Annotated in this window: 18 protein-coding genes; 14 read left to right on the top strand and 4 right to left on the bottom strand. The window is 35.6% G+C overall.

Features of this window, described 5'->3' with window-relative positions; genetic code table 11:
* Positions 1-82: 82 nt before the first annotated feature.
* The 13 genes from BAQ46_RS19030 (at position 83) to BAQ46_RS18970 (ending at position 10,252) form a co-directional block, all read left to right on the top strand.
* Positions 83-829, top strand: a complete 747-nt coding sequence (locus BAQ46_RS19030) for an IclR family transcriptional regulator (RefSeq protein WP_000561976.1) — start codon at positions 83-85, stop codon at positions 827-829.
* 16 nt (positions 830-845) lie between these two features.
* Complete coding sequence (locus tag BAQ46_RS19025) at positions 846-1,394, top strand: FAD synthetase family protein (RefSeq protein ID WP_000022929.1); 549 nt, start codon at positions 846-848, stop codon at positions 1,392-1,394.
* A 29-nt stretch (positions 1,395-1,423) separates the two neighbouring features.
* Positions 1,424-1,963: a 3-hydroxyanthranilate 3,4-dioxygenase gene (nbaC, locus tag BAQ46_RS19020; RefSeq protein ID WP_000047733.1), complete on the top strand. Its 540-nt coding sequence runs from the start codon at positions 1,424-1,426 to the stop codon at positions 1,961-1,963.
* Positions 1,948-2,985: an amidohydrolase family protein gene (locus BAQ46_RS19015; RefSeq protein ID WP_071742473.1), complete on the top strand. Its 1,038-nt coding sequence runs from the start codon at positions 1,948-1,950 to the stop codon at positions 2,983-2,985. Before nbaC ends, BAQ46_RS19015 begins: the two co-directional genes overlap by 16 nt.
* The gene (locus tag BAQ46_RS19010; RefSeq protein WP_001190048.1) at positions 2,963-3,421 is read left to right on the top strand and encodes a RidA family protein; all 459 of its coding nucleotides are present in this window, start codon (positions 2,963-2,965) and stop codon (positions 3,419-3,421) included. The genes BAQ46_RS19015 and BAQ46_RS19010 overlap by 23 nt, the downstream gene beginning before the upstream one ends.
* Before the next feature lie 12 nt (positions 3,422-3,433).
* Positions 3,434-4,903, top strand: coding sequence for an aldehyde dehydrogenase (locus BAQ46_RS19005; RefSeq protein WP_001031170.1), 1,470 nt, complete (start codon positions 3,434-3,436; stop codon positions 4,901-4,903).
* Positions 4,904-5,033: 130 nt separating this feature from the next.
* Positions 5,034-5,807: a 2-keto-4-pentenoate hydratase gene (locus BAQ46_RS19000; RefSeq protein WP_071742471.1), complete on the top strand. Its 774-nt coding sequence runs from the start codon at positions 5,034-5,036 to the stop codon at positions 5,805-5,807.
* Positions 5,808-5,837: 30 nt separating this feature from the next.
* A complete protein-coding gene (locus BAQ46_RS18995) occupies positions 5,838-6,737 on the top strand; it encodes an acetaldehyde dehydrogenase (acetylating) (RefSeq protein ID WP_071742469.1) in 900 nt (299 codons plus the stop codon).
* Positions 6,724-7,749 carry a 4-hydroxy-2-oxovalerate aldolase gene (gene dmpG / locus BAQ46_RS18990; RefSeq protein WP_071742468.1) on the top strand — a complete coding sequence of 342 codons (1,026 nt, stop codon included), beginning with the start codon at positions 6,724-6,726 and terminating at the stop codon, positions 7,747-7,749. The genes BAQ46_RS18995 and dmpG overlap by 14 nt, the downstream gene beginning before the upstream one ends.
* A gap of 3 nt (positions 7,750-7,752) precedes the next feature.
* A complete protein-coding gene (locus BAQ46_RS18985) occupies positions 7,753-8,541 on the top strand; it encodes a 2-keto-4-pentenoate hydratase (RefSeq protein ID WP_001229803.1) in 789 nt (262 codons plus the stop codon).
* Between the two features lie 15 nt (positions 8,542-8,556).
* On the top strand, positions 8,557-8,757 hold the full coding sequence (locus tag BAQ46_RS18980) for a 4-oxalocrotonate tautomerase (protein ID WP_254916606.1): 201 nt from the start codon (positions 8,557-8,559) through the stop codon (positions 8,755-8,757).
* 121 nt (positions 8,758-8,878) lie between these two features.
* Entirely contained in the window at positions 8,879-9,469 is a 591-nt protein-coding gene (locus BAQ46_RS18975; protein ID WP_071742466.1) for a histidine phosphatase family protein, read from the top strand.
* A gap of 6 nt (positions 9,470-9,475) precedes the next feature.
* Complete coding sequence (locus BAQ46_RS18970; RefSeq protein WP_071742464.1) at positions 9,476-10,252, top strand: Cof-type HAD-IIB family hydrolase; 777 nt, start codon at positions 9,476-9,478, stop codon at positions 10,250-10,252.
* A gap of 7 nt (positions 10,253-10,259) precedes the next feature.
* Here the strand turns inward: BAQ46_RS18970 and BAQ46_RS18965 are convergent, their stop codons facing one another.
* Positions 10,260-10,721, bottom strand: a complete 462-nt coding sequence (locus BAQ46_RS18965) for a DinB family protein (RefSeq protein WP_071742463.1) — start codon at positions 10,719-10,721, stop codon at positions 10,260-10,262.
* A 171-nt stretch (positions 10,722-10,892) separates the two neighbouring features.
* Here BAQ46_RS18965 and alr point away from each other — a divergent pair, with 171 nt between their 5' ends.
* On the top strand, positions 10,893-12,068 hold the full coding sequence (gene alr, locus BAQ46_RS18960) for an alanine racemase (protein WP_071742699.1): 1,176 nt from the start codon (positions 10,893-10,895) through the stop codon (positions 12,066-12,068).
* A 21-nt stretch (positions 12,069-12,089) separates the two neighbouring features.
* Here alr and BAQ46_RS18955 read toward each other — a convergent pair whose 3' ends face one another.
* From BAQ46_RS18955 to BAQ46_RS18945, 3 genes are read right to left on the bottom strand one after another with little or no spacing between them, the layout of a single operon-like run.
* Positions 12,090-12,803 (bottom strand): class I SAM-dependent DNA methyltransferase, encoded by a 714-nt coding sequence (locus tag BAQ46_RS18955; protein WP_071742461.1) that lies wholly within the window; start codon positions 12,801-12,803, stop codon positions 12,090-12,092.
* Positions 12,796-13,683 carry a GNAT family N-acetyltransferase gene (locus tag BAQ46_RS18950; RefSeq protein ID WP_071742457.1) on the bottom strand — a complete coding sequence of 296 codons (888 nt, stop codon included), beginning with the start codon at positions 13,681-13,683 and terminating at the stop codon, positions 12,796-12,798. The genes BAQ46_RS18955 and BAQ46_RS18950 overlap by 8 nt, the downstream gene beginning before the upstream one ends.
* 23 nt (positions 13,684-13,706) lie before the next feature.
* Positions 13,707-14,585, bottom strand: a complete 879-nt coding sequence (locus BAQ46_RS18945) for a nitrate reductase (protein WP_071742455.1) — start codon at positions 14,583-14,585, stop codon at positions 13,707-13,709.
* Positions 14,586-14,893: the final 308 nt, after the last annotated feature.

The raw sequence follows: 14,893 nt of genomic DNA, 5'->3' as shown, positions 1-14,893 counted from the left end.
ACTGTTAGGATGTAATTCTTCTTATATTTTTAACAATATCTAGAACGTGAGAACTGTAACTGGAATAGGGGAGGTATATGATTTGATCGCTTCCATCAGTAAAATTTGCAAAATTCTAAATTGTTTCACAAGTGATGAGCCTGTGCTAGGTAATTCGGAAATAGCGGAAAAGCTAAATATGAATGCAAGTACGGTTCACCATCTTGTTCGTACGTTGTGTGCAGAAGGAATGCTCATACAAGATGAGCAAAGAAAATATAGATTAGGTTGGAAATTGTTAGAGTGGGGAAATCAAGTCATGTTTCAGCAAGAGATATATAGTGGAGCGATTCCGCTTGTTGAAGAGCTAGTAAGAAATTTTAGTGGTACTGTGCATATCGGTATGTTTGACCGTGGTGATGTTGTATTTATATTGAAAGTTTCATCGAAGGAGTCCGTTCAAATTTCAACACATGTTGGATCAAGAGAACCTGCATATTGTACAAGCACAGGGAAAGTGCTGCTTTCATTTCATTCATCACCCTTAGAATATACTTCAGAAAAAGGGCTTTTACGACGAGCACCCAATACCATTACATGTGTCAAACAATTCCAAACAGAGTTACAGAAAATTCGTAAGCAAGGTTATTCAATTAGTGATAACGAAAATGAGCATGGACTGTATGGAATTGCAGCTCCTATTCGATCTTATACTGGGAGAACTATTGCGGCACTTAATATTGTTGGACCTATATCGTATATGCAAGGAAGTAACCGTGAAATCATAATTCAAAGTGTGATGAATACGGCAAATTTGATTTCAAAGGAATTTGGTTATTTGGAAATTTAACTTTAGAAGAAAAGAGATGAGTATCATTTATATACATGAGCAGTGTATACCTGAATTAACGGAATCTATTGTTTCAATTGGAGCATTTGATGGTGTGCATAAAGGTCATCAAGCCGTAATTAAAAATGCGGTTGAGAAGGCAAAAGCATTAAAGATAACAAATGTTGTGTACACATTTGATCCACCACCACGCTCATATTTTCAAGGAGCGCAAGTATTAACGACTATTGATGAGAAAGTGAAACGTATTCAAAACCTTGGTGTTGAACATGTGATTGTAATTCGGTTTGATGAGTCTTATATAACAAAAAGTGCGAGTTGCTTTATTCAAGATATAAAAAGGTTAAGCCCTGTAGAAATTTTTATTGGTCAAGATTTTAGGTTTGGAAAAAATCGTGAGGGAAATATTGAGCTACTAAGAGAACAATTCAACCTTTCTATAGTGAAAGATGTTTGCTGTGATGAAGGTGAGCGAATATCTTCAACGAGAATTAGAGATTATATCTATCATGGGGATTTGCAAAAGTCTAGTTCTTTACTCGGTTGGTCTTTTAAAACGATATAAATAAAAAGGAATTATAAGGAGGAAATAGTATGTCTAAAACATTGCAATCTTTTAATTTACTAAAATGGATTGATGAGAATAAGGAGTTATTGAAGCCACCAGTAAATAACAAAGTTATTTGGCAAGATTCAGAGTTTATCGCCATGATATTAGGTGGTCCAAATAGAAGACGTGATTTCCATGTAGATCCTTCAGATGAATTTTTCTATCAAATTAAAGGTGAATGTTATGTGGAATGTATTACAGAAGAAGGGAAGCGGGAAGTCGTCACAGTAAAAGAAGGGGATGTATTTATGCTCCCAGCTATGGTACCGCATTCACCACATCGCGTTGCTAACACATATGGGCTCGTAATTGAAAGAAAACGTAGCCAAGGAGAACTTGAGGATTTCGTTTGGTTCTGTGATGAGTGTAATCATGAAATGCATCGTGTACGCGTCCAATTAAGTGATATTGAAAAACAAGTAAAAGAAGCAATTCATAGTTTTAATTCAAATAAAGAAATTCGAGCGTGTAAAAACTGCGGTCATATTATGCCAGAGGAAGTGGAGGAATGGAAGTGCGAATAGATTTTCATACACATATTATTCCTGAAACTTTTCCAGATTTTGAAGAGAAGTTTGGTGGCGGTCGTTGGCCGATATTAAATCGGACTTGTACATGTGGTGCAAGTATTATGGTTGGAGGTAAAAATTTTCGAGACGTGACAGACCAAGTATGGTGTCCTAAGAAAAGAATTGAAGATATGGATCGTGAAGGTGTTGATATTCAAGTTCTATCACCAATCCCCGTTACATTTTCGTATTGGGCAAAACCAGAGGAAGCCGAAAGTATGGCACGTATTCAAAATGATTTTATTGCAGAAACAGTTTTAGCATATCCAAATCGTTTTGTAGGGTTAGGAACGGTTCCGATGCAAGATGGAGAAACTGCGATTCGTGAAATGGAGCGTTGTATAACGGAATTAAATTTACATGGTATTGAAATTGGTACAAACGTAAATGGAAAAAATTTAGATGACCCATCGTTTATTGAATTTTTTCGAATGGCTGAAAAATGGCAAGTTCCGATTTTTATTCATCCATGGGAAACATTAGGGCGTGATAGAATGCCACATCATAATTTTATGTATACAGTTGGGATGCCGAGTGAAACGGCACTTGCGGCAGCTACATTAGTATGGAGTGGAATAATGGAGAAGTTTCCACTGCTAAAGGTTTGTTTTGCGCATGGCGGCGGCTCTTTCCCATATATTTTGCCAAGGTTAGATCAAGGCTGGAAAGTATGGCCGCATTTACGATTGACTACGCATCCTCCTAGTTATTATGCAAAGAAATTTTATTTTGATTCTTTAAATTATGATCCTATTAATTTGAAATATATGATTGAAAGGTTTGGGCATGAAAAGATTTTCATGGGTTCAGATTATCCATTTTTATTGCGAGAAGTTGATCCGGGTAAAGTGATTGATGAAACAGCCAGTTTATCAGAGGAACAAAAAGCAGCAATGCTTGGGGGAAATGCTGCGGAATTTTTAAATATTGATATAAAAAAACGAGGTGTAGCATATGCAGAGAGTACAAACACCTGAGGATAAACTAAGTGAGTTGGGAATTACACTACCAGCTATTCGCCCGGCAGTTGGAAATTATGTTAGTTGTGTAAGAGTAGGTAACTTATTATTTACTGCTGGACAAGGTGTAGATGAGTATCACGGGAAATTAGGAAAAGATATTTCAATTGATGAAGGGTATAAAGCGGCAAGGCAATCGATGTTGAATTTGTTAAGTGTTGTGAGAAATGAACTAGGTGATTTAAATAAGGTAAAACGAATTGTAAAAATACTTGGTTTTGTAAATAGTACGGAAGACTTTATTAATCAGCCAAAAGTAATGAACGGTGCATCGGATGTATTAGTAGATATATTTGGAGAAAAGGGGAAACATGCTCGCTCAGCAGTCGGTATGGCTCAGTTACCTAATAATACAACAATTGAAATTGAGATGGTTTTAGAAATTGAGGAGTAGGAGGTAAAGAAGGTGAACAAAGAATTATTAGCGGACAAACTGAAAGTGAAAGATGCGAAATTGTTTATTGATGGACAGTATGTGGATTCTGTATGTGGTGAAACGTTTGATACGTTCAATCCAGCAACGAATAGAAAGCTTGCATCTATTGCAAAGGCAAATGAAGAGGACACCAAAAGAGCAATTGATGTGGCAGAACGTACATTTAAAAGCGGTATTTGGAGTAAAATGCCTGTGGAAGAGCGATCAAATATTTTATGCAAAATGTCGGATTTGATTATGGAAAGAGTGGATGAGCTAGCTTATATAGAAACTCTGGATGTGGGAAAGCCAATTAAAGAAAGTAAAGGATTCGATATACCACGTTCGGCTCATAATTTTCGCTTCTTTGCTGAAATGGCTAAATATATGGTGCACGAGCACTATGACAAACATAATTTTATGTCATATGCAAAGTATGCTCCTGCGGGAGTGACAAGTTTAATCATTCCTTGGAATTTGCCATTTATGCAAATGACATGGAAAGCATCAGCGGCACTTGCTTCTGGTAATACTGTAGTTGTCAAACCGGCCTCTTATACTCCATTAAGTGCAGTTATGCTTGGTGAAATTGCAAATGATGCAGGACTACCACCAGGTGTACTTAATATTATTACAGGTCCGGGAAATACTGTTGGGACAAAAATGACAACACATCCAGCTGTTAGAAGAATTTCATTTGTTGGAGAAAGTAATACAGGCAAGACAATTATGCGTAATGCATCAGAGAACTTAATACCTGTTTCATTAGAACTAGGAGGTAAATCAGCGAATATCGTATTTGAAGATGCGGATTTAGATGAAGCAGTACAAGGCTCAATTGAAGCTATTTATCGGAATCAAGGAGAAATTTGTTTAGCTGGTTCAAGATTACTAGTGCAAGAAAGTGTATATGAACAGTTTTTAGAGAAATTTGTAGAGGCTGTAAAAAGAATAAAAGTTGGAGATCCTCTTTCTGAAGAGACAGATATGGGAGCGCTTGTATCAAAATCTCATTTAGAAACAGTTAATCGTTATGTAGAAATAGGAACTTCAGAAGGGGCAAAATTAGCCTATGGTGGAAAAAGAGTAGAGAGTCTAGTAGAAGGAAACTTTTATGAACCTACTATTCTATATGATGTTGATAACAGTATGCGTGTAGCGCAGGAAGAGATATTTGGTCCAGTTCTAGTTGTTATTCCATTTAAAACGGAGGAGGATGCAATTCGCATTGCGAATGATTCCATTTATGGACTAGCTGGAGTTGTTTGGACAAATAATCTTAGACGAGCACAACGAGTGGTTTCACAAATTGATTCAGGTTTACTATGGATTAATTGCTGGTATGTCCGAGATTTACGTACGCCATTTGGCGGTTCGAAGGCAAGTGGAATTGGTAGAGAAGGTGGACGTCATAGTTTCGAATTTTATACGGAAGCTAAAACGGTAACGATGAAATTATAAGGATAATATTTTAACTTAATTACAAAGAGCCCTCATTTAATGTTTATGAAAATAAGTCGATGGGTGGGGGCTAGTTACAATGTAGTGGATTGGACATATATATAAATTTTTAAAAATGAGGTGAGAGCAATTGTTAATTAAAGAATTAGCTGATGAACTATTACAGGCTGAAGATTCACGTGTAGGAATACCTCCTTTTACTGAGAGATATGCTAATTTATCTATTGAGGATGCATATAATATTCAACTTGAAGTAGTAGAAAGAAAGTTGGAGAAAGGGCGTTATGTAATCGGAAAGAAAGTTGGACTTACGAGTGTTGCGATGCAGCAGACGCTTGGGGTAAATGAACCAGATTATGGACATTTGTTAGATGACATGAAAATAGAAAATGGAAGTACAATCTCAATAAGTTCTTTTGTAGCTCCGAAAATAGAAGCAGAAATAGGATTTGTTTTAGAGAAAGATTTAAAAGGGCCTAATATTACATATATTGATGTACTGATGGCAACGAAGTATGTTGTACCTACACTTGAAATAATTGATAGTCGTATTTCCGATTGGAAAATAAAATTGGTCGATACAGTAGCGGATAATGGCTCGTCAGCAAAAGTTGTAATTGGGAACAGATTTTCTAGCATCGATAAAGTAGATTTACGTACAACTGGAATGACACTTTATAAAAATAATAGTTTAATTGCCACGGGGGCTGGTGCTGCTGCATTAGGGCATCCTGCACAAGCTATTGCTTGGTTAGCTAATAAAATACATGAATTTAATATTGAATTAAAAGCAGGAGAGTTAATTTTACCAGGGGCGTTATCTGGTGCAGTCTCAGTGAATAGTAAAGATAGCATTCAAGCTGACTTCGGTTCACTAGGATCGGTTTCAGTTACATTCATATAGGTTAAAATGTTATGAAAAGGTGGGATAGATGTGCAGAAAGTAAAGGCGGCCATAATTGGATCAGGTAATATTGGTACGGATTTAATGTATAAATTAAGAAAAAGTGAAGTCATAGACCTCAATGCCATGATTGGAATAGATGTAGAATCGGATGGTTTAAAGAGGGCGAAAGAAGCCGGATACGAGGTTTTTGATAATGGAATACAGGCGATTATTGATAATCCCAGTTTAGCTGATATTGTATTTGATGCAACTTCAGCTAAAGCACATAGGTATCATGCGAAAACGTTAGAAGAGCTTGAAAAAATAGTAATTGACTTAACACCGGCTGCATATGGGCCATTTGTTTGTCCTGCTATTCGAAATAATAATTTTTTAGATAAGAAAAACGTTAATATGATTACGTGCGGGGGACAAGCAACAATCCCGATTGTTCATGCTATTAATGAGGTGGCGAATGTTACATATGCAGAAATCGTTGCTACAATTTCCAGTTTAAGTGCAGGTCCAGGTACAAGAGCAAATATTGATGAATTTACAATTACGACAAAGCGTGGAATTGAAGAAGTTGGTGGGGCTGATAAGGGGAAGGCGATAATTATATTAAACCCTGCAGAGCCACCTATATTAATGAGAGATACGATTTATTGTGAAGTTAAGGATATGGATGAGGTTTCTATCTATGAAGCAATTCATAAAATGGTAGAACGGGTTAGGACGTATGTTCCTGCTTACTCTTTGAAACAAGAACCAATGTTTGATGGGAATCGTGTAACTGTATTTTTAGAAGTTGAAGGAGCTGGAGATTATTTTCCTCCTTATGCCGGTAATTTAGATATTATGACAGCTGCAGCATTAAAAGTAGGTGAAGAATTTGCAACGCAAATCATTTCAGAGAAGAAAAGAGGTGTAATGAATGAGGCGAAATAGTGAAAGACCAGTCAGAATAACGGAAGTTTGTTTACGTGATGGAAGTCATGTAATGAAACATCAATTTACAGAAGAGCAAGTTCGATCTGTAACAAGGGCATTAGATGAGGCAGGTATGCATTATATCGAAGTGAGCCATGGAGATGGTTTAGGTGGCTCTACTTTACAATATGGGAAGTCATTAGTTAATGAAATGAAGCTCATTGAAGCTGCGGTAGATGAGTGTAAGAAAGCTCAAATAGCTGTCTTGTTAATTCCTGGTATTGGAACGATTCATGAATTAAAGCAAGCTGCAAATATTGGTGCGAAACTAGTTCGTGTAGCAACACATGTAACAGAAGCGGATGTTTCCGCTCAGCATATTCAATTTGCGCGTGAGTTAGGTATGGAAGTGTGCGGTTTTTTAATGATGGCACATTCTGCATCGGTTGAAAAGTTAGTAGAACAAGCAAAGCTTATGGAAAGTTATGGTGCAGAAGCAGTTTATGTAACAGATTCTGCAGGAGCTTTATTGCCTCATGAAGTACGTGAACGTATCCGTGCTTTGCGTCAATCTTTAAATATTGAAATTGGTTTCCATGGTCATAATAATCTTTCGGTTGCAGTAGCAAATACAATTACTGCAATTGAAGAAGGAGCGACACGTATTGATGGAAGTGTACGATGTCTTGGCGCAGGAGCTGGAAATGCCCAAACAGAAGTATTGCTCGCTGTTTTGGATCGTATGGGATATAAGCTAGATATAGATTTATATAAGATGATGGATGTCGCAGAGGAGATAGTTGCCCCTTTATTACCAGTACCACAAGAAATTCAAAAAAGTAGTCTAGTAATGGGATATGCAGGGGTATACTCTAGTTTTTTATTACATGCTGAAAGGGCGGCACAACGCTTTAAGGTAGACACACGTGATATTTTAATAGAACTGGGGAAAAGAAAAGTAGTTGGAGGACAAGAGGATATGATTTTAGATGTAGCTGCAGAATTAGCAAAGATAAAAATGGAGGTGTAACATATGGCTTTAGTGAAAGGGGCAGATTTAGAAATTATTGACTATTTACTTCAAGCTGAAAAGGAAAGAAAAGAAGTAGTAAAAGTAACGGATAAGCATCCTGATTTAACAGTAGAGGATGCTTATAAACTGCAAAAACGTTTAATTGAACAAAAAATGAGCGAAGGTTCTAAAAGAGTTGGTGTGAAACTTGGATTAACGAGTAAGGCAAAACAACAAATGATGGGGATTGATGAAGCGATTTACGGATATTTGTTGCATGATATGCTTGCATTCGAATGGGAGCCATTGCAATATGAAACGTTGATTCATCCGAAAGTAGAGCCAGAGATTGCTTTTTTAATAGGTGAGGATTTACAAGGAACGAATGTGACAGCTGATGATGTATTAAAGGCAACAAAATATGTTGCGCCAGCTTTAGAGGTGATTGATAGTAGATATTTGAATTTTAAATTTACATTACCTGATGTAATAGCAGATAATTGTTCCTCTTCAAAATTTTTGTTAGGAAGCAAATGGATTGATGTTAAGAATATAGATTTAGCAAATGTAGGAATGGTTATGTCAAAGAACGGTAAGATTGCTACGACTGGGACAGGAGCAGCTGTGCTGGGACATCCAGCAGAGGCAATCGCTTGGGCGGTAAATAAACTTGATTTACAAAATGAAGGATTAAAAAAAGGTGATATTGTATTAAGTGGAGCATTATCTGAAGCGATTGCATTTAAATCTGGAGATTCTATCATTGCACAATTTGATGATTTGGGAAGTGTAGCGATGTTTTGTGAATAAATAGTAAAGCGAGAGATAAAAATGCCCATTATACAAATTCAAATAATAGAAGGTAGAAAGCAAGAGCAAATTCAAAATCTAATATTTGATGTTACAGAAGTAGTCGCGAAAAACTTGGATGTAGATGTTGGACGAGTCCGTGTTTTAGTGAATGAAATCCCAAGTTCGCATTGGGGAGTAGGAGGAAAGTCTAAAGAGTGTTTAAAAGAAATTTAGTTAGTAATAAAAGCAATTTTCATTCTCTTATGAATGGGGGTTGCTTTTGTTGTTTTGAAAATTTCTAATAATATGTTAAAATTTATTCTTGGTTTTAAGGAGAAAAGGGGAGTGAAGAAACATGCAAATACTACTAATACGCCACGGAGAATCAGAAGCTGATATTTTAAACGTACATGAAGGACGAGCTGACTTTGAATTAACAGAAAAGGGAAGAGAGCAGGTGCAAAGACTTGTACAGAAAGTGAAAGCAGATTTCCCGCCAGATTTCATTTGGGCAAGTACATTAAAACGGGCTCGCGAAACAGGTGAAATGTTAGCAGAGGGAATTGGGTGTCCAATTCAATTAGAAGAGGAATTAATGGAGTTCAATAATGGAGTGCAAGCAGGTCTTTCATTTGAAGAAGCAAAGAAATATCCCGAGCCACAGTTTCTTCATGATCGATTTGAAAATGGGGAGTCATTTATTGAGTTTCGAATGAGAATAGAAGGCATCTTTTCTAAAATCGTGACAGAGAATACGTATGACCGAATTGCAATTGTTGCACATGGTGGTGTAATAAATAGTCTATTACGTGCGTTTTTCAAAATGCCCATTTCAATGGATTATTATTTTAAAATGGGAGATACGGGAATAAGCTTAATTGAAATGGATGGCGAACAAAAAACAGTACATTTCATTAATGATACGAATCATTTGGACGGGATGTAAAGATCTATGTACAAAGTAGTATTTTTTGATGTTGACGGTACGCTTTTAAGCGAAATTGATAGAAGTATGCATGAGAGCACAAAAGAAGCAATACAAAGATTAATAGAAAAAGGGATTCACGTAGTTGTTACTACAGGGAGACCATATAGCTTATGTTCGCAATTTAAAGAGCTGGGCATACATACAATTATTTCTGCAAATGGTGCACATATTAAGTGTGAGGAAACGGTTCTACATAAATCAGTACTTTCAAGTGAAATCGTTCATGATATCTCAGAGTTTGCAGAATTACATGGTCACGGTATTTCTTATTTTACCGAGGATTTTGCAATGAACGGAATAGCTTCGGATAATGAGCGTGTAATGCAAGCGCTTAGCGAGACGTTGAATTTAGAGAAGTATCCAGAAAAAAGCAGGGATTTGTCAGAAGAAATCTATTGTTTATGTCTGTATGCAGATGAAATAGAAGCTCAAAAATTTTTTGAAAGATATCCAGCACTTACGTTTGAACGTTTTCACGGTTATGTTATGAATGTGTTGGAAGATAATAAAGTATCGAAGGTAACTGCAATTCAAAAGGTATTAGAGCACCTAAACATTTGCAAATCAGAAGCCATTGCTTTTGGTGACGGTAGCAATGATATTGAGATGTTAGAGTATGTAGGATTAGGTATTGCGATGGGGAATGGCGGAGAAGAGTTAAAAACAAGAGCTGATTTCGTTACAAAGAAGGCGAGTGAAGGTGGTATTTTATTTGCCTTAGAAAAGCATTATGTCGTCTAACGTACCTTTATTGAAATAAAGGTACGTTAGGATCTTTAATGTGCTCGCATAATAAAATATGTATTTGTCCACGATGATGATAAAAGTGTGCAACAATTTCAAGTAACCATTCAAACCGAGAATAAGAAACACCCCAATAGGCAGTCATAACTGCCGCTAATTCTTCATGGGAATAGGAAAGAAATGTTTTAGAGAGAAGGTTGTATCCTTCAAGCATTATTTGTTGCATGTACGCAATTGTTTCTGGTGTATGTTCTAAATAAAAGGTACGTAACTCTTTTTCCGTACTACCATTTAAAATGAGTAAATCAGCATGGCAAATAAGAGAAAGATGTGCACACATTTCAAATAATGATCGCTTCGAGTGAATTGGTTGTATTTTTAATTCGTCTTCTTTATATCGGTTAAGCATTTGAATAGAAGTATCAACAGCAACTTTAAGTTGATGCAATGCAGATTGTACAAACATTGTAATTCTCCTCTTCTACGTATATAATAGTTTCTTGAGGGTATTATATCGTACTCAAAATTCCGAAAATTCTAGTAGTTTGACTAGCATATTGAAAAGTATTATATTGTAAAAGGTCATATGAAACGTGAAATAGAATGGAATGCAATTATTGAGTTAGGAGTTAGACCAATGAGTTTGAAATATGGAAGAGATACAATTGTTGAAGTTGACTTAAATGCAGTAAAACATAATGTAAAAGAATTTAAAAAAAGAGTGAATGATGAAAATATTGCAATGATGGCTGCTGTAAAAGCGAATGGGTATGGTCATGGGGCAGTTGAAGTTGCGAAAGCTGCTATTGAAGCAGGAATAAATCAGCTTGCAGTTGCATTTGTAGATGAAGCGATAGAGTTAAGAGAAGCAGGAATTAACGTGCCGATTTTAATTTTAGGCTATACGTCAGTAGCATCTGCGGAAGAAGCAATTCAATATGATGTAATGATGACTGTTTATAGAAGTGAAGATTTACAAGGTATAAATGAAATCGCAAACCGTCTACAAAAGAAGGCGCAGATTCAGGTGAAAATTGATACAGGAATGAGTCGCATTGGTTTACAGGAAGAAGAGGTTAAACCATTTTTAGAGGAATTAAAACGTATGGAGTATGTAGAGGTAGTAGGAATGTTTACACATTACTCTACGGCAGATGAAATCGATAAATCATATACGAATATGCAAACAAGTTTATTTGAGAAAGCTGTCAATACAGCAAAAGAATTAGGAATTCATATCCCATATATTCATAGTTCAAATAGTGCAGGATCAATGGAGCTTAGCAATACATTTCAAAATATGATTCGTGTAGGTATTGGAATTTATGGAATGTATCCTTCAAAAGAGGTAGATCATTCAGTTGTTTCTCTGCAGCCTGCGTTGTCGTTAAAATCAAAAGTAGCTCATATTAAGCATGCAAAGAAAAATCGCGGTGTAAGTTATGGGAATACGTATGTAACGACTGGTGAAGAATGGATTGCCACTATACCGATTGGTTATGCGGATGGCTATAACCGTCAGTTATCTAATAAAGGGTATGCATTAATAAATGGAGTTCGAGTACCTGTTATTGGTCGTGTTTGTATGGATCAGCTCATGTTAGACGTTTCAAAAGCAATGCCAGTACAAGTGGGAGACGAAGTAGTATTCTACGGTAAACAAGGCGAAGAAAATATTGCAGTAGAAGAAATAGCGGATATGTTAGGTACAATTAACTATGAAGTTACATGTATGTTAGACAGAAGAATTCCACGTGTATATAAAGAAAATAATGAAACGACTGCTATTGTAAATATACTAAGAAAAAACTGAATCGTTATGATTCAGTTTTTTTTATTTTTGACAAATGAAAAATGCTCTGTTTGTACCGTGTGATTGAATGTCCTTAAAACCTACGGATTCTAGCGAAGAAATTATTTCTTCATTGGAATAACAAGCTTCTTCAAAAGAAAAGTCACTTCTTGTCCAATTATTATCTATGTCATGTTGAAATAGTATAAAGTTCATGACTGCTTTTTTATTGTCATTATCATATGTAGAATCGATTGTACAAACATATTCCGTTTCTGAAATGTGAAAGGAAGCGCTCCAGTTTTCTAGAAAACCTTTTTCCATATTCATATCAAATACGAATGTACCTTCACTATGTAATATAGAATAAACATTACGAAAAACACTTTTTAATTCATCTAATTTTAAAATATGGTTTAAGCTATCGCCAGTAGAGATAACATATTGAAATTGCTCATTTATATTGAAATAGCGAGCATCATCGACGATAAAGGCTGCGTCTGGAGCGTTTTGACGTGCGTATTCAATCATTTGAGCAGAACCATCTATACCAGTTACTACAAAATGATTCTCAATTAATTTCTTAGTAAGGTGACCAGTCCCGCAGCAAAGATCTAAAATATGAGAATGTGGTGGTGCATATTGTAAAATGAGTTTTTCCAAAAGTAGATAGGAGTGTTCAGCATAATGCCCCCAATGTTTATTATAAATGGATGCGAAAATATCATAATCAGAATAAATTAGTTTTTTAGACACATGCATTCACCTCGAAATTCATTACATTATAATAATCATACTTCGCTTTCATTTCAAAACCACATTGTGTATACAATTTTAAAGCATGGTTATTTTTCGTTTCGACGTCTAATTTAATTGTTGAAACTCCTTTTGTAATAAGGGTATGTATCATGGACGTAAGAATATCTTTACCGTATCCTTTCCCTTGATAAGAAGGGTGAACGGCGAATCCTGATAGTGTAGTAGATTGGTCTTCTTTAGAAACTGTAATTGTTCCTATCACTTTTTCATCGATAAGAGCACTGTAAACTTGATGGGAAGATGAATCCATCATCTTTTGTAACCATGTAGCGGTGTTTTCTACTGAATCTCCAAACGCTTTACTAGAAATTTCAATCAGATCAAGCAGTGATTTTGAAGATGCAAGAGTAAGTTGTATAGCATTCTTCGTTCTTTTTTGCGCTTCATTTGCTTTGAACTCCATACTATATTCACTATATAAATAAGGCAGCTTCATATGTATTGCAAATGCTTTCCCAGAAGCAGACTCCCCATTCATAATAAGAAGAGCTTCGTCTGCCTCTCTTAAACGTATTTCTTTCATTGCGGTTTGTAAAAGAGTAGTACCTATATATTGTTTCCTATAGTTCGGATGAACAAAGCCTATTAACTCAAGTTTGGTAGGTCTTTCAAAGTCATACATACTTAATGCACCGACTAATTGAGTATCGTCATAGAGTAAAAAGTCATGTATCTCTTCTTTATTACGAGCAGTTAAAAAGTTTACATGTAAATCTGACCAGTAATCAATTTGATCGTGTTGCCCGCAAATATGAGCTAAATCTTTCATTTGTTGTATTTCACATTCTGTTAAAGAACACTTTTTCTGAATTTCCATTTCATAACCCCTCACCTTCGAATTTAAAAATAGGATGGGTGACTTAGCCATTTTTCTAATTCCACACTGCCCTGAACAGATAATAAACGGTACAAATATCGATAAGGACGTCTACATTCTACAAGATTAGGAATAGGCATGATGGTTTCATAACCTTGTTTAAAAGCATGAGCTTCCTTTTCTGTAAATACATATTCTAAGCCGATAAAATCAAATTCTCGGGGAGCAACTGCATAAGCTTCTGTATCTACTAAACCTGTAATAGTTGTACCATCTGATAAAAACTGAGTAGGGTCCATATCAATTAAAACGAGCGTAGATTCCTTTGGTACCGGTAAGGAAGAAAGTTGTTGTTCAAAAGTAGGAAATGCGTTACGGATGCTCGCATTATTGGAATAAAACCTATTTACAAGTTCTTTACTGACTTTTAATATGTGAGACTTACATTCTTCTAGTGGAACTTGGAAAGTACCTGATGGATTTCCTATAAACTTTGCTTGAAACGAATGAATTTCTGCTAGTCCTTTTCCAAGGCTGAATAAAATTGAATCAGATTGTCCGACAAAGGATTGCAGCGTACTTCCTGTTAGTTTTTCGACACTAACATACTTCCGGCCATTTAAAACATGTTTTTGCAAAATAGTGGGGATGGGCAAGTTAGTATGCTTTTTCAATAATTCGTGTATATGCTCTAAATGATGTACGTTCCTTGGATCGATTCCAAAAAGGTTTTTACATCCCCACCAAAAATCATTATTTGGTTCTTCAGTCATTTTTGAGGAACGAACAATAACTTCTTCAAATGCTGTTTTAACAAGAAACACATCGCTTGCATGTTCTTCATAACCTGGGTGTAAAGTTTGAATAGATAAAATAGGTGAAGCGAATAGTTGTTGTAGCATGAAATCGCTCCTTTTTCTGTCAATTCGATAAATTCATTATATAACAGAATGTGTACGAATTGGATAATGATAGGGACAACATAGAACTTAAATAAATTTACGGTGAGAAATCAGTGTGAAAATTATATTTTTCTACTTTTGTGTGAATTATCAAAATAATTTTTCGGATGATAAATCTGTAAAAATACAAAATATAAATCTCATATTTTTCAGTAAATGAAGAACTAAGCACACTTTCAATAGGGGTATAAAGTAGGTTATGAAAAATATTTCTCAATAATAAAATGAAGAGAAAAATGTGAAGAAAT

Source organism: Bacillus paranthracis (assembly GCF_001883995.1).
Lineage (GTDB): Bacteria > Bacillota > Bacilli > Bacillales > Bacillaceae_G > Bacillus_A > Bacillus_A paranthracis.
This window is presented reverse-complemented; position numbering and strand designations above follow the sequence as displayed.